Below are 7,678 nucleotides of genomic sequence, written 5' to 3' on the forward strand. Positions count from 1 at the left end.
CGGGCAGCGCTCGGGGCAGGCCGCCGCGCGGCTGGTCGACCACCTGGTGGCGCACGACGTGCGGGCTCCGGGCCGCGTCGCCATCTCCGCGTCCTCGTCCCGGTCGCTCATGGGAGGCAGGCGCGGTGGCGCGAACGTGTAACGGGGATCGCGTACGAATCGATCACGTGACAGACGGACACCGGGAAGCAGACGGACACCGGAACGCCCCGCAGGTGAGGTGAGCTTCAGAAGATGGATGTACTGATCGCGGTGAGCGGCGGCGATGAGGTTGACGAGCTGGCCGACATCTGGTCGTGGTTGCGGACCCAGCGCGAGCTGGCCGGCGCGGTTCGCGGAATCCGCTCGGAGCCGGGAGAAACCGACCTCGGGGGAGCGGTTGACGTGCTGGTGGTGGCGCTGGGAACTGGGGGTGCCGGCGCGGTGCTGGCGCAGTCGCTGACAGCGTGGTTGCGCACGCGCAAGCCGAGCATCTCCATCACGGTGAAGACCAAGTCCGGTACAACGACGGTCGACGCCCGCAACCTCGACGCGAACGACGTGCTGCCGTTGCTGGACCGAACACTGGATGCCGACGATGAGCGAGAAGATTGATTTTTCACGATCGCGCGCGATCCTGGTTGGCACCTCCAGGTATGACGACTCATCGTTCCTGCAACTCCCCGCGGCGGCCAACAGCCTGAAGGCGATGCGCGACCTGCTGACCGAGCCGCTGTTGTGCGGATGGCCGGCCGAGCGCGTGACGACAATGCAAGACGTGTCCGACAACAGGTTGCTGATCCAGGCGCTGCGGACCGACGCATGGGCGGCCGAAGACGTCCTGCTGCTCTACTACGTCGGCCACGGTGTGCTGTTGCCACGCGGCGAGCTCTGCCTCACCGTGTCGGACACGAAGAACGAGCACGCGGACGTCACGGGACTGGAGTACCAGCGCGTCCGCGAGTTGCTGCTGGACAGCCCGGCCAGGGTGAAGATCGTGATCCTCGACTGCTGCTACTCCGGGCGGGCGATCGAGGCGCTCTCCGGTGGTGCCGACGCCATCGCGGACCTGACCGAGACGGCAGGTGTGTACACCCTGACGGCCAGTGATCGAGTAGCGCACGTGGTGCCGCTGGAGCAGCAGGTGCAGGAGGCCACGTCGTTCACCGACGCGTTCGTCGGCCTGGTTCGCGAGGGCATCCTCGGACAGCCCGAGCACCTGTCGTTGAGCATCATCTACCGGCACCTGCGCAAGAAGTTGCAAGGGAACGGGATGCCGGAGCCCAACCAGCGCAACACCGGCACCGCCGATGGCTTCCTGTTCAGCCGCAACGCCGCCGTCGCCGGTGCCGTGTCACGCTGGCGCGAGGTACGCGCGGCGACAAGTCCGATCGTGCCGGTCTGGTACAAGACTGCGGTCTTCTACGAGGTGCTGATCCGGGCGTTCACCGACTCGAACGGCGACGGGGTGGGCGACCTGAACGGGCTGACCGCCCGTCTCGACTACCTGGAGTGGCTCGGCGTCGACTGCCTGATCATCGGTCCGTGTGTCGCACCGCTGCGCGGTGGCGGCCGGGGCATCTCGGACTTCCGCGCCGTGCTGCCGGAGTTCGGCACGTTCAAGGACTTCGTGCTCCTCTTGGACAGTGCGCACACACGCGGCATCAAGATCATCGTCGACCTGGTGCTCAACCACACCTCCGACGAGCACCCCTGGTTCCAGCACTCACGCCGCGAACCTGATGGCCCCTATGGCGACTACTACGTCTGGAGCGACGCGGACGATCGCTACGCGGACGCCCGGGTGATCTTCGTCGACACGGAGTCGTCCAACTGGACGCACGACCCGGTGCGCGGACAGTTCTTCTGGCATCGGTTCTCCTCACGCGAGCCCGACCTCAACTACGAGAATCCGGAGGTGCAGGACGAGATGCTCGAAGTCCTCCGGTTCTGGTTCGACATCGGCGTGGATGGGTTCCGGTTGTTCGCCGTGCCGTACCTCTTCGAACAGGAGGGCACGACCGGCGAAAGCCTTCCGCGTACGCACGACTTCCTCAAGAGGTGCCGGAAGCTCGTGAACGAGGAGTATCCCGGCCGGCTGCTGCTGGCCGAGCCCAACCAGTGGCCCGCAGATGCCGTGGAGTACTTCGGTGACCCGACCGCGGGTGGGGATGAGTGCCACATGGCGGTCCACTTCCCACTGATGCCGCGAATCTTTATGGCGGTGCGCCGGGAGTCGCGGTTCCCGATCTCGGAGATCCTGGCGCAGACGCCACAAATCCCCTCGGGTTGCCAGTGGGGGATCTTCCTGCGCAACCAGGACGAGCTGACGCTCGAGATCGTGACCGACGAAGAGCGCGACTACATGTGGTCGGAGTACGCCATGGACCCGAGGATGAAGGAGCACATCGGAATCCGCCGCCGCCTCGCCCCGCTGCTGGAGAACGACCGCGATCAGCACGAGCTGTTCACCGCCCTGCTGCTCTCCCTGCCCGGTTCACCCGTTCTCTACTACGGCGACGAGATCGGTATGGGCGACAACATCTGGCTCGCCGACAGCGACGGAGTCCGCACCCCCATGCAGTGGACTCCCGACCGCAACGCGGGCTTCTCCTCGTGCGACCCGGGTCAGCTCTACCTGCCGGTGATCATGGACCCGGTCTACGGCTACCAAGGCCTGAACGTCGAAGCACAGCTGAACAGCTCGTCGTCGCTGCTGAACTGGACGCGGCGGATGATCGAGGTGCGCCGGGCACACCTGGGGTTCAGCCTCGGCAAGTACGTGGAACTGAGCTCCTCGAACCCCAGCGTTCTCGCCTACCTGCGGTACGTGCCGGCCGACCAGGCGAACAGGGTGGACGAGGATCTGATCATCTGCGTCAACAACCTGTCCCGCTTTCCCCAGGCGGTAGAGCTCGACCTGTCCGAGTTCACCGACGCGACACCGGTCGAACTGACCGGTGGAGGACGTTTTCCCGCGATTGGCGAGCTTCCCTACCTGCTCACCCTCCCGGGCTACGCGTTCTTCTGGTTCGAGCTCGAAATGTTCGCGTCAGCGTCATGACAGTTGTAGAACCTGACTCGACCGTCAATCGCGGCAACGCGTTCGGCCTTCGTGCACGGGGAGTGGGCGCAGGCCGAACGCGATCGGCTCGAACAGCAACGGCTGGCCGTACAGCACGACCTGGTCGACGCCCGGTTGCGCACCGGGGAAAGCGGAGGGCTGGTGGCCGAACTGGCCGCGCGGACCGCCCAACACCCATTGGACGAGAGGGTGGCGGGCCAATACCTGCTGGCACTGCATCGGGCGGGGCGCACCAACGACGCCTTGGAGCACTACCGATTGACCCGTGCGCGGTTGATCGAGGACCTGGGCGTCGAACCCGGCACCGCGCTCCAGCGGCTGCACGAGCAGGTCCTCGCCGTCGACACCGCCCTCGCCCCCAGGCCGACAGGTGCCGCAGCGGTGGTGCCCCGTCAGTTGCGCGCCGCCCCTGCCGCATTCGTCGGCCGCCACGAAGAGCTTCACCGCCTGGACAGCCTTGTTGAGGCCGCACGACCCAGCGGCGCGATGACGATCGCAGCCATTACCGGTGCCGGTGGCTTCGGCAAGACCTGGCTGAGCCTGCGGTGGGCGTACCGCCACCTCGACCGGTTCCCGGACGGCCAACTGTTCGTGGACCTGGGCGCCTTCAGCCCGGACGGCGTGCCGCTGGCACCCGCCGCGGCACTGCGCGGGTTCCTCACCACCCTGGGCGTCGAGCCGGCAGCGGTCCCCCCCGACGTGAGCGATCGGGCCGCGCTGTTCCGCAGCCTGACCGCGAACAAGCGCGTGCTCGTGGTGCTGGACAACGCCATCGACACCGACCAGGTGGTCCCACTGCTGCCCGGCGGCGAGGCGTGCGTGGTCGTCGTGACCAGCCGGAACCGACTCACGGGCCTGGTCACCGGCCACGGCGCCCACCACCTGCCACTCGACGTGCTCTCCACCGGGGAGGCCCGTGGCCTGCTGGCCGCCCGGCTCGGCAGAACACGGGTCGACGCCGAACGCCCAGCGGTCGACGAGCTGATCAGCCTGTGCGGCGGATTCCCGCTGGCGCTGGGTATCGTGGCCAGCCGCGCCCACACTCGCACCGACCTGTGGTTGTCCGCACTCTCCGCCGAACTGCGAGACCTGGGCCTCGACGCGTTGGACGACGACGAACCCGCCGCCAGCCTCCCCACTGTCCTGTCCTGGTCGCGCCGCACCCTCACTTCGGACCAGGCCGTCGCGTTCACCCTGTTGGGCATAGCCCCAGGCCCCGACATCAATCTTCCTGCCGCCGCCGCACTCACCGGGCTACCCCCGGACCGAACCACGACGGTGCTCCGAGGACTGGAACGTGCATCGTTGACCACGTCGAACGCCCAGGGCCGTCACCGGATGCACGATCTGATCCGCGCCCACGCTGCCGACACCGCCGAGCACCTGGTGCCCGGGGACGAGCGGGCAGCGGCGTGGCACCGCGTGGTGGACTACTACCTGCATACCGCCCACACCGCCGACCGGCTTCTGGACCCCCACCGCGCGCCGATCCGACTGGGCTCTCCAGCACCCGGCTGCCGCCCCCACCCACTGTCCGATGCCTCCGCGGCCCTGACCTGGTTCGACGCCGAACACCCCTGTCTGCTCGCCGCCCAACGCACCGCCGCCGCCCAGTCCCGCCACCAGACCGTGTGGGACTTCGCCTGGGTCTTGAGCACCTTCCAACTGCGACGGAGGCGACTAGGCGACCAGTTCGACGTCTGGACTCTCGCACTCTCCGCCGCAGAGCACCTCACCGACGTCACCGCCCGAATGACCGCCCACCGGATCCTCGGTTGCACCCACTCCGAGTCGGGACAGCACGACGAGGCGATCGAACACCTGCGCGCATCGCTCGCACTGGCCGAACACCACCACGACCGCACCAACCAGGCCCACACCCACCTCCAGCTCGCACAGGCGTGGGGGCACCGGACCGACGACAGGCTGGCACTACGGCACGCAACCCAGGCCCTGAACCTCTTCCGCACCCTGGATCACCCGACCTGGGAAGGCGACGCGCTCAACGCCGTGGCCTGGCACGCCGCCCGACTGGGCGACTACCGGAAGGCTCGAGAACACTGCCGAGCCGCCCTCACCGTGTTCTCCCGCCACCCCGATCCGATCAGTGAAGCCGAAACGCTGGACACCCTCGGCTACACCGCTCACCACACCGGTCAGCACCACACGGCCGCCGAGTACTACCAGCAGGCCCTCGCCCTCTGGCGCGACAACGACGTCACCGACTCCGTTGCCCGCACCCTCACCCAACTCGGCGACACCTACTCCGTACTCGGCCGAGCCGACCACGCCCACGCCGTGTGGCAGGAAGCACTGGAGCACTATCGACGACAACGACGACACGAGAACACGGAACACGTGCAGCAGCGCCTCGACACCCTCGCTTACACCACCAACACCGTGCTCGACTAGTACTCCAGCCGCAGTTCGTGATCATATTCTGGTAGCTTGTCGATCTTGTGTTGGTCGATGAGGACATCCAGGCGTGGGTGAGCGGCTTGGACGAGCTGTTCGGGCGGGTGGCGGGACGGTTTCTGCGGGCGGAGCCGCGGCGTCGGGCTCGGGCGTACGTTCGGGGCCTGTTGGCTCCGATCGCGGGCAAGAACGGCTGGACGTTGGCGGAAGTGGCCGGTGAGGCGACGCCGGACGGGATGCAGCGGTTGCTCAACGCCGCGACATGGGACGTCGACGGGGTACGCGACGACGCCCGTGACTATGCCGTGGAGCACCTGGCCGACGGCGAGGGCGTGCTGGTGGTGGACGAGACCGGGTTCCTGAAGAAGGGCGACAAGTCCGCCGGGGTGCAGAGGCAGTACTCCGGCACCGCCGGTCGGATCGAGAACTGCCAGCTGGGCGTGTTTCTCGCCTACACCACAAGCAAAGGTCGCACGCTGATCGACCGTGAGCTGTACCTGCCCAAGTCCTGGGTCGCCGACCGGGAACGGTGTCGGGAGGCGGCGGTGCCAGACACCGTGGAGTTCGCGACCAAGCCCGTGCTCGCCCGCGCGATGCTGGCCCGGGCGTTGGACGCCGGTGTGCCCGCCCGCTGGGTGACCGCGGACGAGGCTTACGGCGGCGACTCGAAATTCCGGGCCTGGCTTGAAGATCAGCGCGTCGCCTACGTGGTGGCCGTGCCGAGCAGTCAGACCATTCCCGCCACGGCGGGCGCCACCCGCGCCGACTTCCTGACCGCCGACGCCCCGTCGGCGGCGTGGAAGCGCCGCAGTTGCGGCCAAGGCGCCAAAGGACCACGCCTGTTCGACTGGGCGGTGGCCTCGTTACCCGTCTACGACGACACCACCCCGCCGGGCTGGCGACGATGGCTGCTGATCCGCCGTTCCCTGACCGCCAACCGGCGCGGCGAACACGAACTGGCCTACTACTTGTGCTGCGCCCCAACGGGAACCACCGACGACGACCTGATCCGGGTGGCCGGGTCACGGTGGGCTGTCGAGGACTGCTTCCAGACCGCCAAGACCGAGGTCGGCCTGGACCAGTACCAGGTCCGCCGCTACGACGCCTGGTACCGCCACATCACCCTTGCGATGCTCGCCCACACCTACCTCGCCGTCACCGCCGCCATCGCCCCAAAAGCCCTGGCAGCGGCCTCATCCCGGTCACCCTCGGCGAGGTCAGGCGTCTCCTGGCACACCTGATCACCACCGTCTCCGACCGCGCCCACACCTGGCGCTGGTCCCGCTGGCGCAGACGCCACCAACACCGCGCCAAACAAGCCCAATACCAGCGAAGACAGGCTATATACAACAAACTGCGGCTGGAGTACTAGAACCCGACCCGGCAGCGGCACGGCAGGCGTTTCTCGACGCCCATGAGGAGTTGTTGCTCACCGCGCCATCAAGACCGACCGAATGGTGGCCCGGCGGATGGGGTGGGTCCTGTACCTGTGGTTCCGCCGGCGCAGGCATCGCGTCGACCTTGGCCTGGACCAGGACATACTTCCGTTCAGTCTCACGTAGGGCCCGTTTGGCCGTGTCCAACGCGGCCCGCAGTTCAACGAGCCGGTGGACGCCACCGGTGCGTCCGTCGAACAGCTTGCACATGCTGGCGCTACGCGGAGTCCAATCGGAGTCCGGCCCAGCGGGTGCGAGCTTGGAGATCTCGCTCGGCGACACCTTGAGCTCGGCCGCGATCGTGGACAACGGCACCCCGCTTGCCTCCAGCTGGGCCTTGGCATGGATGCTCGCGACTTTGAGGGCTGCCAGTGCTTCGTGGACCGCTTCGGCTGCGGCGTCACGCTCTCGTCCGGCTAGCGCGAGAGCTTCTCCTCCGCTCGCCGGGGTCACGCCGGGCAGCATACCGAGTCGGACTGGTCGGGCAGGATGTCCCGATGATTGAGGACGTACCGATGGCGGCCTTGGCCGAGTTGCTCTGGCGTCGCTGCGTCGAGCCCGACCGGGACGAAGATGTCGAAACCGCCCAGCGCCTCCTGTGTGCGGCGGCGGAGGGCGGCGCAGGAGGGGTGCTGGGCGGGCCCCCGGCCGCCCCGACGCCCCCGACGGGGGCCCCACCGGGCACCCCCCCCCCCCCCACCCCGCCCGCCCCACCCCCCCAGTTGGGCACAGACGCGCACCACCACCCCCCCACCCCCACCCC

At 68.0% G+C, this 7,678-nt stretch carries 3 protein-coding genes and 2 pseudogenes; all 5 read left to right on the plus strand.

Going from position 1 to position 7,678, the window contains the following annotated elements; genetic code table 11:
- The first annotated feature begins 234 nt into the window (after nt 1-234).
- The 5 genes and pseudogenes from AB0G02_RS23760 to AB0G02_RS23780 all read left to right on the plus strand — a co-directional run bounded on the left by AB0G02_RS23760 (nt 235) and on the right by AB0G02_RS23780 (nt 6,720).
- A complete protein-coding gene (locus tag AB0G02_RS23760) occupies nt 235-594 on the plus strand; it encodes a hypothetical protein (RefSeq protein ID WP_360797667.1) in 360 nt (119 codons plus the stop codon).
- A pseudogene (locus tag AB0G02_RS23765) lies at nt 578-1,162 on the plus strand (caspase family protein); the annotation flags it as partial. The gene AB0G02_RS23760 and the pseudogene AB0G02_RS23765, both read left to right, overlap by 17 nt.
- A gap of 201 nt (nt 1,163-1,363) precedes the next feature.
- Nucleotides 1,364-3,043 (plus strand): annotated as a pseudogene (treS, locus tag AB0G02_RS23770) (maltose alpha-D-glucosyltransferase); the annotation flags it as partial.
- Nucleotides 3,044-3,094: 51 nt separating this feature from the next.
- Nucleotides 3,095-5,476, plus strand: a complete 2,382-nt coding sequence (locus AB0G02_RS23775; protein WP_360797668.1) for a BTAD domain-containing putative transcriptional regulator — start codon at nt 3,095-3,097, stop codon at nt 5,474-5,476.
- A gap of 50 nt (nt 5,477-5,526) precedes the next feature.
- Nucleotides 5,527-6,720: an IS701 family transposase gene (locus tag AB0G02_RS23780; RefSeq protein WP_360797669.1), complete on the plus strand. Its 1,194-nt coding sequence runs from the start codon at nt 5,527-5,529 to the stop codon at nt 6,718-6,720.
- The last annotated feature ends 958 nt before the right edge of the window (nt 6,721-7,678 follow it).

The sequence above is a fragment of the Actinosynnema sp. NPDC023658 genome (assembly GCF_040639995.1).
Lineage (GTDB): Bacteria > Actinomycetota > Actinomycetes > Mycobacteriales > Pseudonocardiaceae > Actinosynnema.

Excerpts from the sequence above, each read along its gene's own strand:
- AB0G02_RS23760 (WP_360797667.1), top strand. The coding sequence starts at position 235 with ATGGATGTACTGATCGCGGTGAGCGGCGGCGATGAGGTTGACGAGCTG.